The organism is Nitrosomonas sp. JL21 (genome assembly GCF_009833095.1).
Taxonomy (GTDB): domain Bacteria; phylum Pseudomonadota; class Gammaproteobacteria; order Burkholderiales; family Nitrosomonadaceae; genus Nitrosomonas.
The window spans coordinates 1-1,179 of sequence record NZ_QRCB01000075.1; the positions used below are offsets into that span (position 1 = coordinate 1).

At 52.9% G+C, this 1,179-nt stretch carries 1 protein-coding gene; it reads left to right on the forward strand.

What is annotated here, in order from left to right; genetic code table 11:
* Positions 1-1,179, forward strand: a 1,179-nt coding sequence (locus ABF87_RS14555) for a hypothetical protein (RefSeq protein WP_205012714.1), incomplete at both ends; no start/stop codon positions are given.

The following is a 1,179-nucleotide window of genomic DNA, read 5'->3' on the forward strand; positions in this document are numbered from 1 at the left end:
ACACGCATCAATACCTACACCACAAGCGGCCAGGATTCTCCGTCGGTGGCTGGATTGAACGATGGAAGCTTCGTAATCATTTGGCAATCTCTGGGTCAGGATGGCGCAAGTCATGGGATCTATGGTCAACGCTACGATGCCAGCGGCGCTGCGCAAGGCCCTGAGTTCCGCGTCAACACCTATACGGCTAGCAATCAACAGGAACCTTCTGTAACTAGTCTTGCCAATGGCGGATTTGTCGTGACCTGGCAATCGAATGGCCAGAATGGTGCAGGTTCATCGGGCATTTACGGCCAACGCTATGGCAGCGATGGCAATCCGCAAGGTGCAGAGTTCCAGATCAGCGATATTGCAGGAATCGCCCCGGCTCAATCCTCTGTCACGGCATTGCCCAACAATGGCTTTGTCGTGACCTGGCAATCCTATAATGGCGTAACCGATGATTTTGACATTCACGGTCAGATTTACGATGCGCTTGGCGCCAAGCAAGGCACGGAATTCAACATCACCAATTCCGTTACCAAGGCCGAAGAACTGCCGGCCGTCACGGCATTGAGCACGGGTTTCGTAGTCACTTGGCAATCCTATGATCAGGAGAACGGCGAATACGATATCCATGGTCAGCGTTATGATGGCAATGGGGTTGCACTCGGCACGGAATTCCTGATCAATACGCAGACATCGAGCGATCAATCCCGGCCATCGATCACCGCGCTCACGAACGGCGGGTTCGTGGTGGTGTGGCAATCCCAGCAGCAGGACGGTGGCGAAAACGGCATTTATGGTCAGCGCTATGACGCCAATGGCAATGCGCTGGACGGTGAGTTCCTGATCAATACCGATACCTCGTCAGACCAATCATTACCTTCGGTCACTGCATTATCCGGCGGCGGTTTCGTGGCCATCTGGCAGTCCAATCAGGAAGATGGCTCTGACTATAAAATTTATGGCCAGCGCTATGGTATTAATGGCGAAGCACAGGGCACGGAATTTGTCGTCAGCTCCAATCCGGTCAGTTCAAACCATATGCCATCAGTGGTCAGTCTGGCTGACGGAGGATTCGTAGTAAGCTGGACATCGCCCTCAAGTGAAACCGGCACGGATGTGTATGGTAAACGCTATGATGCCTTCGGCCATGAAATCGATTGGACTATCATCAACCAAGCACCCACATTGGTA